Origin of the sequence: Flavobacterium pygoscelis (genome assembly GCF_023162025.1) — a bacterium.
Classification (GTDB): Bacteria; Bacteroidota; Bacteroidia; order Flavobacteriales; family Flavobacteriaceae; genus Flavobacterium; species Flavobacterium pygoscelis.
The window spans coordinates 186018-203163 of sequence record NZ_JALNUB010000004.1 but is presented as its reverse complement, the minus strand read 5'-3'; the positions used below and the strand labels follow the sequence as shown (position 1 = coordinate 203163).

General features: G+C 31.4%; 17 protein-coding genes, 1 tRNA gene and 1 pseudogene. 4 read left to right on the top strand and 15 right to left on the bottom strand.

From position 1 onward, the window contains the following. Positions 1–97 precede the first annotated feature (97 nt). Positions 98–325: pseudogene (locus tag MW871_RS16400) on the top strand (IS1/IS1595 family N-terminal zinc-binding domain-containing protein); the annotation flags it as partial. Further along, positions 232–1038 carry an IS256 family transposase, variant Zn-binding type gene (locus MW871_RS07605; protein WP_248428135.1) on the top strand — a complete coding sequence of 269 codons (807 nt, stop codon included), beginning with the start codon at positions 232–234 and terminating at the stop codon, positions 1036–1038. The pseudogene MW871_RS16400 and the gene MW871_RS07605, both read left to right, overlap by 94 nt. A gap of 194 nt (positions 1039–1232) precedes the next feature. Here the strand turns inward: MW871_RS07605 and MW871_RS07600 are convergent, their stop codons facing one another. The 7 genes from MW871_RS07600 to MW871_RS07570 all read right to left on the bottom strand — a co-directional run bounded on the left by MW871_RS07600 (position 1233) and on the right by MW871_RS07570 (position 7249). Then, a complete protein-coding gene (locus MW871_RS07600) occupies positions 1233–1859 on the bottom strand; it encodes a WbqC family protein (protein WP_248428134.1) in 627 nt (208 codons plus the stop codon). Positions 1860–1932: 73 nt separating this feature from the next. After that, complete coding sequence (gene lepB / locus MW871_RS07595) at positions 1933–3486, bottom strand: signal peptidase I (protein ID WP_248428133.1); 1554 nt, start codon at positions 3484–3486, stop codon at positions 1933–1935. A gap of 126 nt (positions 3487–3612) precedes the next feature. Continuing rightward, positions 3613–4311 (bottom strand): 4-hydroxy-tetrahydrodipicolinate reductase, encoded by a 699-nt coding sequence (gene dapB / locus MW871_RS07590; RefSeq protein WP_248428132.1) that lies wholly within the window; start codon positions 4309–4311, stop codon positions 3613–3615. A gap of 239 nt (positions 4312–4550) precedes the next feature. Continuing rightward, positions 4551–5111, bottom strand: a complete 561-nt coding sequence (locus MW871_RS07585; protein ID WP_210644074.1) for a DUF5683 domain-containing protein — start codon at positions 5109–5111, stop codon at positions 4551–4553. After that, positions 5112–6011 carry a ParB/RepB/Spo0J family partition protein gene (locus MW871_RS07580; RefSeq protein ID WP_188049739.1) on the bottom strand — a complete coding sequence of 300 codons (900 nt, stop codon included), beginning with the start codon at positions 6009–6011 and terminating at the stop codon, positions 5112–5114. 4 nt (positions 6012–6015) lie between these two features. Then, positions 6016–6783, bottom strand: a complete 768-nt coding sequence (locus MW871_RS07575; RefSeq protein ID WP_248428131.1) for a ParA family protein — start codon at positions 6781–6783, stop codon at positions 6016–6018. A 391-nt stretch (positions 6784–7174) separates the two neighbouring features. After that, positions 7175–7249: transfer RNA gene (locus tag MW871_RS07570), tRNA-Pro, on the bottom strand. 159 nt (positions 7250–7408) lie between these two features. On the opposite strand from MW871_RS07570, the gene trxB reads away from it, so the two are divergent. Further along, on the top strand, positions 7409–8356 hold the full coding sequence (gene trxB / locus MW871_RS07565; protein ID WP_188049741.1) for a thioredoxin-disulfide reductase: 948 nt from the start codon (positions 7409–7411) through the stop codon (positions 8354–8356). Between the two features lie 112 nt (positions 8357–8468). Here trxB and MW871_RS07560 read toward each other — a convergent pair whose 3' ends face one another. The 5 genes from MW871_RS07560 to MW871_RS07540 all read right to left on the bottom strand — a co-directional run bounded on the left by MW871_RS07560 (position 8469) and on the right by MW871_RS07540 (position 12765). Then, positions 8469–9302, bottom strand: coding sequence for a GIN domain-containing protein (locus MW871_RS07560; RefSeq protein WP_210644072.1), 834 nt, complete (start codon positions 9300–9302; stop codon positions 8469–8471). 84 nt (positions 9303–9386) lie between these two features. After that, positions 9387–10127 carry a head GIN domain-containing protein gene (locus MW871_RS07555; protein WP_248428130.1) on the bottom strand — a complete coding sequence of 247 codons (741 nt, stop codon included), beginning with the start codon at positions 10125–10127 and terminating at the stop codon, positions 9387–9389. Positions 10128–10129: 2 nt separating this feature from the next. Further along, the gene (locus MW871_RS07550) at positions 10130–11860 is read right to left on the bottom strand and encodes a PspC domain-containing protein (RefSeq protein WP_248428129.1); all 1731 of its coding nucleotides are present in this window, start codon (positions 11858–11860) and stop codon (positions 10130–10132) included. Between the two features lie 2 nt (positions 11861–11862). Next, positions 11863–12195, bottom strand: a complete 333-nt coding sequence (locus tag MW871_RS07545; RefSeq protein ID WP_091205948.1) for a PadR family transcriptional regulator — start codon at positions 12193–12195, stop codon at positions 11863–11865. Between the two features lie 114 nt (positions 12196–12309). Continuing rightward, entirely contained in the window at positions 12310–12765 is a 456-nt protein-coding gene (locus tag MW871_RS07540; RefSeq protein WP_188049745.1) for a DUF4870 domain-containing protein, read from the bottom strand. 200 nt (positions 12766–12965) lie between these two features. Between MW871_RS07540 and MW871_RS07535 the strand changes: the two genes are divergently transcribed. Further along, positions 12966–13418: a DUF4442 domain-containing protein gene (locus MW871_RS07535; RefSeq protein WP_188049746.1), complete on the top strand. Its 453-nt coding sequence runs from the start codon at positions 12966–12968 to the stop codon at positions 13416–13418. A 96-nt stretch (positions 13419–13514) separates the two neighbouring features. On the opposite strand, the gene MW871_RS07530 is transcribed toward MW871_RS07535, so the two are convergent. From MW871_RS07530 to MW871_RS07520, 3 genes are all read right to left on the bottom strand, one after another. Beyond that, positions 13515–13727, bottom strand: coding sequence for a hypothetical protein (locus MW871_RS07530; protein WP_188049747.1), 213 nt, complete (start codon positions 13725–13727; stop codon positions 13515–13517). A 222-nt stretch (positions 13728–13949) separates the two neighbouring features. Next, entirely contained in the window at positions 13950–14945 is a 996-nt protein-coding gene (locus MW871_RS07525; protein WP_248428128.1) for an FAD:protein FMN transferase, read from the bottom strand. Between the two features lie 13 nt (positions 14946–14958). Next, a complete protein-coding gene (locus MW871_RS07520) occupies positions 14959–17142 on the bottom strand; it encodes a PepSY domain-containing protein (RefSeq protein WP_248428127.1) in 2184 nt (727 codons plus the stop codon). Positions 17143–17146: the final 4 nt, after the last annotated feature.

Here is a 17146-nt window from a genome sequence, read left to right as displayed (position 1 = left end):
AGCCTTTACATGTATGACCTTACAAAAAGTTTTATGAAATTCGTTTCATAAAACTTTTTTAGTATATGGAAAACTCAAAAAAAAGCGTTGTTGGGGATGTAAAAGTTTAGATGTTATTAAGTGGGGAATCAGAGAAGGTAAACAACGATTTAAGTGTAAAAATTGTGGTTTATTATTTACTCGAAGCCGACCAGAACAGCGTTTGAAAAATAGATTTGTTTGGTTTAAAAAATGGATATTAGAGCGTCAAACATACAAAACATTAACCCGAGAGATAGCGGCTACTCAAAAGATACTCTTCAAAGGACTTTCTACGCTATTTTAGAGCAAGCTCCAAAGATAAAAATCATTCAAAGAGATAATGCTAATCTGCGAATGGATGCAACCTATTTTCAGAAGTTTTGTTTGGTCTGCTACCAAGATGATTATGATGGTTATACTCAACTTATACGCTTTACAGACAAAGAAGATTATTTTGAAATGAAAGAAGATTTGGAGAATCTTATTAAGTTAGGAATTCAAATCGAAAGTGTAACAACAGACGGTCATAAAAGTATTTTGAAAGCGATAAAAAAGGCTATACCTGATGTAAAAGTACAACGTTGTTTGGTTCATATTCAGAGAATGTGCTTGATTTGGCTCACTAGATACCCAAATCATATCGCTGGACAAGAATTAAGAAGAATTGTTTTAATGCTCTTGAAAATCAAGACAGAAAATGATAAAACTTATTGGATACAAGAATTTAATCATTGGTTTGAAAGGCATAAAGCTTATATCAACGAGAAAACATTTAACCTGGAATCTGATCGATATTGGTATACTCACAAATTACTCAGACGTTCTTATTCTACAATAAAAAGTGCATTGCCAAATATGTTTCATTATCTGAAAAATTCAAATATTCCAAAAACCACAAATGGCATAGAAGGCTATTTTAGCCATCTTAAAAATCACTTAGATATTCATCGCGGCCTCACAACTAAAAACAGAATGAATTTTATAAAATGGTATATATTTTTGAATAACGAAAAGTAAGTTTTTTTAGCCATAAAGCAAACTGGTAAAATGAAAAAAGGTAGTCCAAAACTGAACTACCCATTTTACCATATTGCATTAACCTTATTGCTGATATGTTGGTCTCCACCAGAGCATACTTCCTCTTGAGATTAACGATAGAATATTACAACTTATTTTTGTAAAATCCACCAACCATTTTTCAGTACATTACCCTATTTGATGATTAATTTTTGTTCTTTAAGATAATCCATTGCATATTTGCCTTCATTAAATAATAGATCCAAAATACTAAGGTTGTTAAGGAATCCATATTTATCATCAAAAACCTGAGTGTATTTCTCAAATTCAGAAATGTCTTTTTTTCCTTCAACTAAATTTCTATAGTCAGACATATTATTTTGATCTACTTGATGAAAATATTCGGTAGTTTTATTGTATTCCACTTTCATTCTTAAACATTTGAATACAATATCTAATACTTCAAAATTAAGATCTAATAAGAACTCATACTTTTTTTCGAAAAGAGGACGAAGATCATCTTCAAAAAACTCGAAAAATGGAGAACTTCTATAGGCTGCTTCTAAAGATTTAAAATGTTGTTTTTGCCAATCAAAATCAGGTTCAATTCTAATTTCTTTTGTTTTTTGACGGTTTTCTTTTGAATGCTTAATTGGAATGTTTAGTAATAAAATTCCGTTTGGACTGTAGATGTAAGTTCTATTTCTATTGGTTTGTTTTTGGAAATTATCCTCAATTTCAAAAGTAATTTTATCCGCCTGAGCCATAGCAACGAAATGACTAATCGATGGGAAATAGGTAGGGTGTATTAAAGTATTCATTTGTTTACTAGTTTAAAAAGTAAAGGGTAAAGTCAAATATTATTTTAAACCTTACCCTTTCAATTCCTTATGTTTACACTTTTGTCTGTTTTCTTTTTTTCCAAAAATATTCACCTACAAAGAAAACCACTAAACCTAGTAAGAACAATTTAAAGTAGGATTGAGGTTGTCCTTCACCACTAACTGTAGTAAAAACTCTATCCCAGCGTATTTTATTTATTCCTTTACCGTTCGGATCAATACTTAGCCAGATAAAAATAGGTTTTCCTACGATATGATTTTGTGGTACAAAACCCCAATAACGGCTATCTTCAGAGTTGTGACGGTTGTCTCCCATCATCCAATAATAATTTTGATTAAAGGTATAAGTAGTTGCTAGTTTGCCATTAATTTTTATTTCTGAACCCTCTACCTTTAACTCATTATTTTCGTAATCTGTTATTATCGCTTTGTAAAAAGGTAACGTTTCTAAGTTTAAAGCAACAGTTTTTCCTTGTTGCGGAATGTATATTGGTCCGTAATTATCCTTGTTCCATTTGTTAATATGAGGAAAAACGCCATTGTCTGGAGCGGTAGAAACTTGTCTTATAACAGCTGTAATTCCGGGTGTGTCTTTAAATCTTTGCGCTCCAACTTCTGTTAATGCACTTAAAAAAAGAGTATCTCTTTTTACGTCATTTGTAAAAAAAGCTGGGTCTGTTATGTCTAAATCTTTAAATAAATATTCAAGATTAACAGCAGTTTTTCCATCAAAAGCAATTTTATAAGAGAATTGTGGTTTTGCTCTCTCTGGTAATTGTAATATTTTACCATCAATGTAAACGACTCCATCTTTTATAGCCAAAGAATCTCCAGGTATACCAACACATCTTTTTACATAATTTGATTTTTTGTCAACAGGCTTATAAGCACGTCTTTTTGATGTGTCAAAAAAACGATATACAGTATCTACGGGCCAGTTAAAAACTACAATATCGGTACGATTAATATTCTGAATTCCCGGTAATCTCATGTACGGCAATTGAGGATAGGATAAGTACGATTTTAGTTTTGTCAAAGGAATTGAGTCATGAACCATCGGTAATGCAATGGTAGTCATAGGTACTCTAGCACCGTAATTCATTTTGCTAACAAATAGAAAATCTCCAACTAATAATGATTTTTCTAATGAAGAAGTTGGGATTGTGTACGGTTGAATTAAATAAGTATGTACCAATGTGGCTACAATAACTGCAAAAAGCAAAGAACTTATCGTATCTGCTGTTTTTGATTTTGGAACTAAACTTCTGTCTGATACATACTCTAATTTTTGTGTGTAGTTTACATAATAGATATAAAATCCAAGAGTAAAAATTCCTAAAAAAGTATCTAAAGTAGAGCGCTTTCCAAAACTACGTAACGTTTCTATCCAAACAACAGGAAACATAATCAAGTTGATAATAGGAAGAAATAATAAAATGGTCCACCAGGTAGGTCTTTTTATTATTTTCATTAAAACGATTGCATTATACACAGGAATTGCTGCTTCCCATTTTTTTCTACCAGCGCTTTCATACAATTTCCAAGTTCCTAAAAAGTGAACGATTTGGATAAGCAAGAAAAAAATAAACCATTGATATACTGACATAATATGATGTTTTTTTTGATTAAATAATTGCTAAGCTAAACAGGAGCTAACTCGACAATTTTTGTGATTAATATATTTGATTGAAAATTATAAAATAAATACAAAAAATAATAGTTTAAAACCCGTTTAAAGTTCTAGAACATCCTTCATAGTAAAAACGCCTTGTTTGCCAACAATCCATTCTGCAGCAATTAAGGCTCCAAGAGCAAAACCTTCTCGATTGTGAGCAGTATGTTTTATTTCTATTGCGTCTACGCCCGAATTGTAAGTTACCGTGTGTGTTCCCGGTACTGATCCTATTCGTTTGGTTTCTATATGAATTTGTTTTGGCGCTGCATTTTCTAAAGTCCAATCAATGTAAGAGCTGTTTTCGATTATTCCTTTGGCTAATGAAATTGCCGTTCCGCTTGGCGCATCTAGTTTTTGAGTATGATGAATTTCTTCCATACTTACAGAATACGAATCAAATTTTGACATGATTTTTGCCAAATATTCATTGATTTCAAAGAAAATATTTACCCCTAAACTAAAATTAGAGCTAGAGATAAATCCACCATTAGTAGACTTACACAACGCGACCATTTCATCATAGTGTTCGAGCCAACCTGTTGTCCCTGAAATTACAGGAACATTAGCATGAAAACAAGTAGAGATATTTTGAACTGCAGCAGAGGGAACACTAAAATCAATTGCTACATCAGCATTAGAAAGTCCTTCAAAAGTGCTGTTTTCGTCTTTTTTCAAAACGATTTCATGGCCTCTTTCAAGCGCTATTCGCTCAATAACTTGACCCATTTTTCCATATCCTAAAAGCGCAATTTTCATTTATTTTGTTTTTATGTAATTAAGCATTCCTACAAAAGCTAATGGTATGAGTATTCCAATAAATGCTCCTGAAAAAAAATCATTCATTCTTAAGAATTCAAAACTTTTAATATTGGAGTAATTTATTAAATTAATCAAAATTAGAAACGAAATGATTATTAAATAATACCTATTTCCTATTTTGTCATTTAATCTCATACTAGGTATTTATTTAAATTTGATGTTCTTAATTTCAACTATTAAAAACGGTAATTAAGGGTTAGTCCAACATTTGTTTTTAATGTTACATCATTTGGATAAAGTACTGGACGTATCGATAGAGATTCATCAACATTAAATTGAATTAAAGCGGCATCTACATTGGCATCAATAATATTTAGCGCATAAAACGCTACCGTAATTAAAGCCGATAAGTCGCGATTGCGTTGGTAAAACTTTTGTGCAGCAATTAATCGAGTATTGTCTAAAAAAGCTAAATCGTCGGTGACATATCCTTCTAATCTGCTTTTATAAGCATCTCTATACTGATGGTATTTTTTATTATTATCAATATAAAAATAAAGACTGGTACCAAGAGCACCATAAACTAAAGGAATTTTCCAATATTTTTTGTTGTAGGCTTGTCCCAAACCTGGTAAAACTGCTGAGAAAAAAGCAGCTTTTGCTGGAGTCAAAGGATCAATGTCATTTGATTTCAAAGTGTCTTTAGCCACAAGAACTGCATCTGTTTTTTTTTGCGAATAAACAGTTGCAGTTCCAAGGCTAAATAAGAATAGAACTATGAAAATAATTTTATTCACTTATTCGTTTATTAATTTAATGATTCTATTAAAATCTTCTTCAGAGTCAAAAGGAATGGTAATTTTACCTTTGCCATTTCCAGCTATTTTAACATCTACTTTAGCTCCAAAATAATTGACAAAGAGGTTTTTTTGAGAGTCCTCAATTTCAAAAGAAGCTGTTTTAGGCTTTCCTTCTGGTTTAGGTTTTAAACTTTCTTGATAGTTTTTCACCAATGCCTCTGTATCACGTACCGATAAGTTTTGACTTACGATTTTTTGATAGATGTCAGTTTGAATATCAAGATCTTCAATATTGATTATCGCACGTCCATGACCCATACTAATAAAACCATCACGAATCCCAGTTTGGATAATTGGATCTAACTTTAATAGTCGTAAATAATTGGCGATTGTAGATCTTTTTTTACCCACACGTTCACTCATTTGCTCCTGCGTTAATTGAATTTCATCAATTAAGCGTTGGTAAGAAAGTGCAATTTCTATTGGATCTAAATCATGACGCTGGATGTTTTCTACCAATGCCATAACCAGCGATTCGTTATCATTTGCAATACGAATGTAAGCAGGAACAGTAGTCAATCCCACTAAAGTAGAAGCGCGAAGACGACGTTCTCCAGAAATTAATTGGTACTTATTAAATTCTAGCTTTCTAACAGTAATAGGCTGAATAACACCTAATTCTCTAATAGAAGTTGCTAGTTCTCTTAGCGATTCTTCATTGAAGTTACTTCTAGGCTGAAAAGGATTTATTTCAATAGCTTCTATTTCAAGCTCAATAATATTTCCCACTACTTTATCTGCATTCTTATCATCAACAGATTTTATATCGTTTTCTGGATCTTTTAATAATGCTGATAATCCTCTTCCTAAGGCTTGTTTTTTAAGTGCTTTTGCCATAAAACTATTTACTGTTTTTCTTTATAACTTCTTGAGCCAAGTGCAGGTAATTAATAGCTCCTTTACTTGTTGCGTCATAGTTTATAATGCTTTCGCCAAAACTAGGTGCTTCACTCAATTTTACATTTCTTTGTATGATTGTGTCAAAAACCATGTCGTTAAAATGTTTTTGAACCTCTTCTACTACTTGGTTAGACAAACGCAATCTAGAATCGAACATCGTCAATAACAATCCTTCTATATCTAAATCTGGATTGTGTATTTTTTGGATACTTTTTATAGTATTTAACAATTTACCTAGACCTTCTAATGCGAAATATTCACATTGAATAGGAATGATTACAGAATCAGCAGCAGTCAATGCATTCAAAGTTAGCAATCCTAATGAAGGAGCACAATCAATAATGATGTAGTCGTATTCATCTTTAATGCTTTCTAGCGCTTTTTTAAACATATATTCTCTGTTCTCTTTGTCTACCAATTCTATTTCGATAGCCACAAGATCAATATGTGCTGGAATAATATCTACGTTTATAGCATTACACTTTATAATAGCCTCTTTTGGAGTGTGACTGTGTTCTAGAATTTGATAGGTACCAATTTCAACAGATTCAACATCAATTCCAACCCCAGAGCTGGCATTTGCTTGTGGATCAGCATCAATAAGTAATACTTTCTTTTCTAAAACTCCTAATGAAGCAGCAAGATTAACCGATGTTGTAGTCTTTCCAACTCCTCCTTTTTGATTAGCAATCGCGATGATTTTGCCCATTTATTTTTATAATTTTGAACGGTAAAAATACAATTATTTATGGTTTCAAAAAATCTATTTTGTAAACATTTCTTAAAGTTTGATTCCTTGCTATTTACCCATTTTTATTTTGACAGTCTATCACTATTTTATAGCTGTTGTTACTACTATTGACGTGAATTTTTATCCTATTATCGGTTTTTCAGGGTTTTAAAAACAAAGGTGTTTTGTTTGATTTTATTCTCTAACAATAACTAATCAATACAGTTTACAATTGTTTTATTGTTCTTTTGGGTATTTTTACTGGTTTGAAATCCCGTTTTTGTTTTAAAAATCAAGTTGAAAAGTGGAGCTCCTTTTTTTTAAATTAGTTCCATAAAAAAAAGCCGAACATTGCTGTTCAGCTTTTTTGTCGGGGTGGCAGGATTCGAACCTGCGGCCTCCTGCTCCCAAAGCAGGCGCGATAACCGAGCTACGCTACACCCCGTAATCGGGTGCAAATATAAAACTTTTTTTGTGTTTTACAAGTGATAATTTTAAATTGATTGCGATTATTTTTAAATAGCTAAATGTGATGGGTTTTTGAATCGATTTTTTAATAAAAAACATACATTTGCATCAATAAAAATTATTATAAAATTCCATTATGTCAGATACAATAGAAAAAATTAAATGTCTTATTATAGGTTCTGGTCCCGCTGGTTATACAGCTGCAATATACGCTGCAAGAGCAAATATGAATCCTGTTTTATATCAAGGTATGCAACCCGGTGGACAACTAACAACAACTAATGAAGTAGAAAACTGGCCTGGAAATCCAGAAGGAATAACGGGTCCAGAGATGATGGTAGGTTTAGAAGCGCAAGCAAAACGTTTTGGTACAGATGTACGTGATGGATGGGCAACTGAAGTTTATTTTTCAGATAATGTACATAAAGTGTGGATCAACGGAACTAAAGAATTGCATTGTGAAACTGTAATTATTTCTACTGGAGCTTCTGCTAAATATTTAGGTTTACCTTCAGAACAACATTATTTAAAAATGGGTGGTGGCGTTTCTGCCTGTGCGGTATGCGATGGTTTTTTCTACAGAAATCAAGAAGTAGTTATCGTTGGAGCAGGAGACTCTGCTTGTGAAGAAGCACATTACTTATCTAAACTTTGTAAAAAAGTAACCATGTTGGTTAGAAGCGAAAAATTTAGAGCTTCTAAAATCATGGAAGAACGCGTTCGCAAAACCGAAAATATTACCATTTTAATGAATCACGATACTATTGAGGTTTTAGGAGACGAGCAAGTAGTAACTGGAGTAAAAGTGTTGAATAAAAATAATGGAGAAACTGCTACAATTGAGGCTACAGGTTTTTTCGTAGCTATTGGTCATAAGCCTAATACTGATATTTTTAAGGATTACATCACTCTAGATGAAACAGGATATATTGTTAATACTCCTGGAAGTGCTAAAACGAATGTGCCAGGTGTTTTTGTTGCCGGAGATGCTGCAGATAGTGTATACCGTCAAGCAATTACTGCTGCTGGAACAGGTTGTATGGCTGCTCTAGATGCAGAACGCTATTTAGCTTCTAAAGAATAAGTGATTATAAAATAGTATAAAAAAAGAGTCCCAATTTGTAAAAATCGGGACTCTTTTTTTATACTTGATATACTGTATTAAAGAATTTTTCTTAATTATAAAATAGATGTTTTTACTTCAATTTTTTAAGAAGTTTAGCTTCATCTAAAAACTTGCGTATTTCTATTTTTGGATTTCCCAAGAGTTGAATTTCAGATTTATTTGTTGCCTCAATCATCACTTCTTTTTCTACAAATAAACTGCAGGAAGAATAGCTTTCTGCTGTAATGTCTCCTTTTTTAGTAGTTAACTTATTTCCAACAAAGGTTGCATTATTGTCTAATCGTATAGCCGTGTTTAGAGCAGTTCCTTCAATAGTTGCAGTTGTTTTTTGATACTGATCCACCTTTAAAAAACTGGTGTTGATCAATGCTTTTAATGTAGCATTTTTATTTAGTTCAACAGTTGCGTTTTCTGATTTTAAATTCAGTTCTGTTTTTGTTTTGTCTCCTGCTTGAAGTAAAAAATCTTTGGTATTGGCATTTAAAAATAATTTTGACGCATCTTGTGCTTTTATCGTAATTGAATTTAATAAAAGTTCCTGAATCGAGTTGATGGTCGTATCATCTTTTGAAGTGATTAGATTTAATTCATCGGTATAAGTAACTTTTACTATTATTTTTTTGTAATTAGTGATATTCTTAGTAGTAAAAATACGCAAGGTGCTGTCATGCAATTCAAAAGAAATAATATCCTGTAAATTTTCGTCAGCTTCTATTTTTAATTCTGCTTTTTCTCCTCTTTCTAAATATACCTCAAGATTATCTTCAATCAGCAAAGCTGAAAATTTACCAACTTCTCTACGTTCTATGGTTACTATTTTAGATCCTTTTATCTTTTCTTTTTTTTGAGCAAACAAGATCGTTGTTGCTAAAAAGAGTAGGAGTAGCGTAAGGTATTTTTTCATGATTATTTGTATTAATGTATTTACAAATATAAAAAAATCATCCATTTTTTGATGGATGATTTTTTTATATTTACTTGCTTTTTTTTATTCTTGATCGATACTTCCGCCAGAACTTGTATTTTTAGATATCGATTTAGGCTGAATGTCATATGTAATACTTCCTCCGCTAGAAGCTTCAGCATTTAACTTAACAATTGGATGAACACTAATCCTTGCTCCACTAGATACATCTGCAATAACTTCATTAGCAAGCATCTTTACAGCAATTATTTCACTTCCACTAGATGCATTTGCTTCTAATTTTAATGATTTACCATTAAGTATAATGATGCTTCCGCTACTGGTATCACAACTAATATTATCCGATTCAATATTGATGTTAATACGTGCAGCACTAGAAGTATTTAAACGAATGTTTTCTCCTTTTAAAGTGTTTTTGCTGGTGATTTTTGAATTACTAGTAGCTTCTAATTCATCAATAATCGGCATTTTAACACTTACTTTTTTTGTTTTCGTATCGATTAGATAATTTTTATCGCATGAAATAATAAGTGTGCCATTCTCTACTTTTGTAGTGATGTGTTTTTGCAAATTATCATCAGCTTCAACTATTATTTCTGTAGTATTCGATTGTTCGATTACAACCTCAATAGAATTGTTTACTTCAATACTTGTAAAATCACTTTCTACATTTCTTTTTTCAGTAGTAATATTTCCGCTGCCTTTAATTGACTTGAGATTTATAGAATAATTACAAGATGCAAACAACAGTGCGGTTAAGGTTACTAAAATAAATTTTGTGATTAATGTTAAAATTTTTAGCATGACTAGTTAGTTTTAATTATTATACCGTCTTTATTTATTTTTAATTCTTTAAACACTTTTTTAGAATTTTTTATAGTATCTCCTTTGACTGATACCCCATTCTCATTGATAGTTATTGAGGTTTGCTTAGTATCATTTTCAGAATCGTAATCACTATTATAGTCTTCTTCAGTATCACAATTTAAACATCTTACTTTGTTCTCCTCAACTTTGTAAACATTGGTATTAGATTCTGGATTCCATAAAAAGTAATCTGCATCGGTACGGTCATAGTTTCGCAAAGATTCATCCGGTTTTAATAAAGTTCCTTTTGGTAAATATAAAGTGATTTCAATTTCTTGATCTCTGTATTTGTTTTTTAAATCTGTTAACAAATAGTTGTCTAAAATTAAATGACTTCCTTCTATTTTATAGCTGTATTTAATTTGTTCAGCTCTTTTCTTGGCTTCAGATAATGATTTTCCTTTTGCTTCTTTCTCAATCTGAATATAAGGTAGTTTTTCATTCGTTTTTTCTATTTTTAAAGAAACTTCATTCGAATAAATTACATCTGTTCCTGTTGAGTCCTGTGAAATTATAAAGTCATTGCGATCATTAATGTTTTTTGCGAAATAATCACTGTGCGTAAACTTTATAAATAGAGTATCAGTAGGTTTTAGATTTAAGATCTCTTTTTTTACGACTCTACCATCTACTGCAAATGCGCTTGCTTGTTTAACTCCAATAGAAATTAACAACGCCATTGCAATTATCCAAAGTGCTAATAAAGTATATTTAGCAATGCTTCCTATTGATTTTATGTTAGGTGACACTAATTTAAATCCTAAAAGTATCAAGAAGAAATTTGGAATTGCTATTGCTATAAAAACCAATGCTCCAAAAACCCAAATCGGATAATCTGTAAAATTTCCTGACTCAATAAATTGGTGAAAAGGAAAGTTTCCAAAATTAGTAGAACCTAAAGTTAAGGCGCCAACTAAAAAAACGATAATCATTGCTAAACCAGATAGGATTAAAATTATTCCTAGAAATTTTGCAAACACATTAAAAAGAGTCATTATGAAATCACTTAATGAATTTCCTAATTTACCAGCACCACTCTTAATTTGATTGCCGTATTTGTCATAATCTGCGTTTTTGAATTTGTCTGAAACATTCTCAAACTCTTCTCTAACTTTTTTCTCTATGTTGGAAATAGTTACTGGTTCTCCAGTCATTTCTAGTTTTTCGGAAGTAGTTATTGCCTCAGGAGTTACAATCCACAGAATGATATAAGCTAAAATACCAGTTCCAAATCCAGCAAACACTAATAGAATAAGTACCACTCTGATCCATACGGCATCTATTCCAAAATAATATCCTAAACCAGAAGCAACGCCACCAATCATTCCTTTTTCTTTGTCACGATACAGTTTTTTAGTTCCTCTAGTATCCGAATTATTAAAGGAAGTATTGCTTGTATTTTCCTCTTCTATAATGTAATCTTCGGGTTGTCCCATTACAGCAATAACTTCATCTACATCTTTTAAAACAATAACATGTTTATCACTAATTTGTTTTTCATGTAATAATTCTGAAACGCGCATTTCAATATCTTTTATTATTTCATCACGACCAGATGAGTTTGATAAAGAACGTTTTATAGCGTCAAAATAACGAGTTAGTTTTTGGTATGCATCTTCATCTATATGGAAGAACATTCCGCCTAAGTTTATATTTACAGTTTTATTCATGACTATTGTTTTTGGTTGGTTATAAGGTTTACGGCATCGGATAGTTCTGTCCAAGTACCATTAAGTTCGTTTAAGAAAGTTTGTCCTATTTCGGTTAGTCCATAATATTTTCTGGGTGGTCCAGAGGTTGATTCTTCCCAACGGTAGTTGAGTAATCCGTCGTTTTTAAGTCTAGTTAGTAGCGGATAAATTGTTCCCTCAACCACTAGTAATTTTGCGTTTTTTAAAGTGTCTAATATCTCCGATGTATAGGCATCTTTCTCTTTTAATACAGATAAGATGCAGAACTCGAGAACCCCTTTGCGCATTTGGGCTTTTGTGTTTTCAATGTTCATAATTCATTTGTTGTTTTAGTTGATTAAACTGTTCTTTTTTTGATTGATGTGCCAGCATTATTTCTTGGCAAGATGAAAATTGATTTTGCATGATACGAATGATGAGATCGTTTTTTATTTTATAAATGGGATTGTGATAGGATATTTATATTTTTCGCCGTTTGATGTTTTTATAGAAGCATAAATGATTAAAAAGAATTCTGATATTTTTAAAAGGGCAAAAATCAGCAAACATGTAAATCCTAAAGTTAGTAAACCGATATTACCTTCAAAGTTAAAATTTGAGATTTCAAAATCATTGTTATAGTTTAAGCTTTGAAAAGAAGTGTTTTTAAATAGCGTAACTAAAAAAGTGGGAACTGCAATTACAAGTAGTATTAAAGAGTAAAGTAATAAACTCAATTGAAAATTAAGAATCTGTTTTCCGCTTTCATCTACAAGTTCAGATTTGTCTTTTTTACTGGTCCACAATATTATAGGAAAAATATAATTTCCAAAAGGGATAAAGTATTTCGTTAAGGCACTCAAGTGCGTAAATGTGGCAATGTTTTTTTCAGTTGTTGATTCCATGGTTTTGATTTTTTGATGATGATGATTGAAACTCTTTTTTTTAGTACCAGATAGCTTACCTAGTAATTTCTTATGCAAATATATGTTCAAAAGACAGTATCTTGTTTCGCATAGTACCTAAATTTAACACAAATTTAACAAATGTATTTTTGTATGTACGCATACTATTTTTTTGTATTTTAGCAAAAAAACCACTGATAATGAAACTTACCGTATCAAAACTTAATAAATTTCTATTGTTCAAATTGCCTTCTGCATTTATTTGTGGTGTTCGCGTAAAAAATATAGATGAGAACAAATGCATAGTATCTGTAAAACACAGATGGATTAACCAGAACCCTTTTAATTCCATGTATTTTGCTGTGCAAGCTATGGCTGCAGAGCTTTCTACTGGTGCTCTAGTAATGTTTCAAATTCAAAAGAGTGGAAGGAAAATCTCTATGTTAGTCGCGAATAATAAAGGGAATTTTACAAAAAAAGCAACCGGTAGAATTACTTTTGTATGTAATGATGGACATCTTATAGAAAAAGCAATACAGGAAACTGTAGCAACTGGTGAAGGAAAAACCTTCTGGATGAAATCAATTGGAACTGATGAAAAAGGAGTTCAAGTATCTGAAATGGATTTTGAATGGAGTGTTCGAGTTAAATAAAACCAGTTCATACGATTGACAACTAGCTTTTAAAATATAAAAACGCCTCTAATTGTAGAGGCGTTTTATATATATATTAAATACAAATGGTATAGATTAGCATTTTTTTCCAGAACCAGAATCACATTTTTTTCCTTCTGCTTTGCATTTGGCTTGACATTTGGCAATTTCTGATGCACTCATAGTTTTACTCTCTTTTTTTGCACAGCAAGATTCTTTTTTAGCTTTTTCTTTAGTAGTTTTTACTTCTTGCGCACTCAGATTAATAGTAAAGAATGCAATGGCAATTACTGTTATTATTTTTTTCATTTTATAAATATTAAATTATTTTTATTTTTTGATATCTTAAAGATTACTAATCAAATATAGATAGTTATTCAAATCAATTCAGAAAAATTAATTAATATTTACTTAATAAAATAGCTACTTTATTGACTCGTTTCTAAATGAATAATTCCTATTATCTTTAAAAAATAACAATCACTTTGCTGAGATGTTAAAAATCAAAAAGTAGATTGGCCAAGTAGTATTTTATTTCTTTCGTTGATACTTTGGGAAATTCTTAGATTTTATTATTTTTCCAGAATCCGTTATAAAAAGATACTGATAATTAGGAAAATTATTCAATAATTTTATTGCATCTTTTTTTCCTAAAACCATAGCCGATGTGCTAAAACCATTGGCTATTTCTGCATTTGGTCCTAAAATAGTTACACTGCATAACCCCGTTGCAGGATAACCGGTTATTGGATTAATAATATGAGAATAGCGTTTACCATTAAAAACAACAAATTTTTCGTAGGATCCAGAGGTGGTAATTGCGGTATTTTTTAGTGCGATGATCGCTAACAGATCTTTGGGATGAAAAGGATTAGTAAGACCAACATTCCACGGTTTTCCGTTGGGTTGTGTACCCCAAACACTCATGTCTCCTGTGGCATTTATGATTCCGGATAGAATTCCTTTGGTTTGCATTATTTCTTGGCATTTATTTGTGGCGTAGCCTTCACCAAGTGCGCCAAAACCAATTTTCATTCCTCTTAATTTCAAAAAAACGGTGCTGTTTATACTGTCTAAAATGATGTTTTTATAGCCTATTTTTTCTATTGATTTTTTAATGCTTTCTTCGTAAGGCATGGCTTTCATGGAGCCATCAAATTTCCAGATTTTATCTACTGCTGCAAAGCTAATGTCAAACGCACCGTTAGTGATTTGAGATAAATGAATGGCTCTTTTAGTTAGATCAAAAACTTCTTTGTCGACTTTTACAGGTCGTATTCCTGCGTTTTGATTAATTTCTGATACTTGAGAGGTAGGCTTCCAATCTGAGATTAAAAATTCGATACGGGAAATTTCGGAAATAACCTCATCAATGCTTTGTTCGGCTGTTAAGGAATCTTTGGCAACTAGAGTGATATCAAAACGGCCGCCCATCAATAATGTAGTTCTTTTTCGCAGCACTTGAGCTTGTGTATAAAAAGAGCAGAGTAGCAGTATTAATATGTAATAGTTAGTACTAAATTTCATTTTCAGCTTTAGATTAATAACAATCGGTTAGAATCTGACCTCTAGTTTTATATTCAGAGAGAGGAGTTTTATTTTGGATTAAGCAAATAGAATTTAAAACACTTTCGACGTCAAATTGCATTTTTAGTGATCCGCATATCATTATTGAACCATTATTTATTAATAAATCGGCAAAGAATTCAGAATCTCTTTTGATAAGATCCATTACATATTGATGATTTTCTTCGCGAGAATAAGCTATATGAAAGTTAGATAGTTGGTTTTTAAGTTTCATTTCTGAAGCAAAATTTTGATAGACAGTGGTAATTGCGGTGTTTTGGCGAAAACCAGAGTACAAATGAATTTCGGATTTTTTCTTGTTTTGTGAAATCATTCCAAGGAAAGGTGCAATTCCAGTTCCATTTGATATTAGCGCTATTTTTTTTACTTTTTTAGGAAAATGAAAAGTTTTATTATTTAATAATTGAGCCTTAATGGTTTCTTCAACTTTCAGCTCATTTAAATAGCTAGAACCAAGTCCTGAGGGATGTAGTTTAATTGCTAACTGAATATTTCCATTATTTTTAGCAATAGAATACAAGCGTTCCCTGTTGTCATTCGCGGGATAAATTGCCAAAAGATCACCAGAGGTAAATTTACTTCGAATTCCTGCTCGCAAAGTGAGTAAAAAAGTTTGATCTTTTTCTGAAACCATGGTTTTGTCTAAAACCACCAATTTTTCTAAGCCATTCGGAATATGATTGTATAAAGAAGGAGTAGAAGCAAATAATATATTACTTTGAACATTCCATAATCGAACCCAGTTTACAAATTCATGTGCTGATTTATCGTTCACAGTTTGTAATTCTATATAGCGATTTGCCCAAGATTGTTTGGTTAGTAAACTATCTATGGCTTTAGCATAAGCACAAAAATCAGCATAAGAGGTAGAACCAAAACCAATTACCGAATAATTAATTTGTTGTTGTTGCTTATTTTTTTCTAAAAGAGATATAAATTTTGTGGCATTAGATGGCGGATCGCCCAAGCCATAAGTAGAAGTAAGAATAATTAGATGAGCAGCTTTAGGATAATTGGTATAACTATTTAATTCTGCAAGATGGGCTTTTTCACCTTGATCATTTAGTTGTTTTAAAATGGCATTACCAAAACGCAAGGTGCTTCCGTTTTCTGAACCAACTAATACTATATATTTGCTTTCAGTAGCTTTATATTTATTCTTGATACGATTGGCTCTTCTTTTAAGCGTCATTGTAAAACCAGAATAAATAAAAAATACAATATTTATAGAAGCTAATCCAAGTATAATTGCCCAAATTATGCTCGATCTACCTGTATGCAAATCCAAACTCAGATTGGTTAATGAAACAGCTCTGGGGAAAATATTTTCTGTTATAATTTCATTTGAATATTGATCTACTTCAATTTTCCTATCTTTTAATTCAAACGTGTAATAATCCTCTTTATCGTCAGAAAAAGGGAATATGATTTTAGTAACAGCTGAAAAATGAGTGTGTTTTAAATCGAATTTTTTTACAACTTTAGTAGAAACTGTATTTATTTTTGTGTCGCTTCCTTTTTTATTATCAAAAAGATGAAAACGCTCCATAGACAAATAAGTTCCAGAGAGTGCAATAATCAAGATGGGGATTAAGGCTATTCGCCCTAAGAAAACATGATAATATTGGCTAAAATTCTCTTTTACAATTTTAGAAAAGAAACTGCGCAATCCTTTTTGTCTTTTAAGAATTAAAACACTTCCAGAAATAGCGATTAAAAAGAGAAAAAAGGTATTAATACCTATAAATATACGCCCCGTTTCGTGTAAAAATAAGGAACGATGCAAAGCAGTAATCCATTGAATGAAATCACTTTTTTTTGATATTGAACCAATCACTTTTCCGTTTACTGGATCGATATAAGCATTTACTTCATTGCCTAAAGAATCAATTGCTTGAATACTTACAAACTGATTATGATCAATCTGAATTTCATTTATTTCAGGGTAAATGGCACGTAGCTTAGGCAAACTTTTAGTTAATGTGATCGCGTCAAAATTTTCAACCTTATAATTTGGAAGTTGCTCTTGAATCGCATCTACAGCAAGAATAGAACCTGTAACAGAAGCTAAAACTAAAAATAGGGACGAGAATACCGCCAAAGCGAGGTGTGAATACCTCCAAAATGAAAGAGTCATCTAA